1 protein-coding gene is annotated in these 297 nt (G+C 61.6%); it reads right to left on the bottom strand.

The annotated features are described in order from the left end of the window. Positions 1 to 297 (bottom strand): sugar phosphate nucleotidyltransferase (locus tag PA598K_RS18155; RefSeq protein WP_260405480.1); only part of this gene is annotated, 297 nt, incomplete at both ends.

The raw sequence follows: 297 nt of genomic DNA, 5'->3' as shown, positions 1-297 counted from the left end.
GTCAGCGTGTTCCAGGTGCCCAGATCGCGCCACGCGCCCGCATAGGCGGTCACAGCGATCGCAGCAGCCCGCTCGACGACCTGGAAGTCAAAGCTGATCGCCGGCAGCTTGCCGTACTGGCGCAGCATCTCGTCGTACTGGATCGGCAACCCCATGTCGATCAGCAGATTGATCAGATAGTCCAGCTTGAAGCCAAAAACCCCGCAATTCCAAAGGGCGGCCTGTGCGATCAGCGCTTCCGCTTCGTCCTTGCGAGGCTTCTCCTGGAATCGACTCACCCGGCTATACGGCCTGCCG

The organism is Paenibacillus sp. 598K (assembly GCF_003851045.1).
Classification (GTDB): domain Bacteria; phylum Bacillota; class Bacilli; order Paenibacillales; family Paenibacillaceae; genus Paenibacillus_D.
The sequence above is the reverse complement of the archived record's forward strand: the minus strand, read 5'-3'. Positions and strand labels throughout refer to the sequence as shown.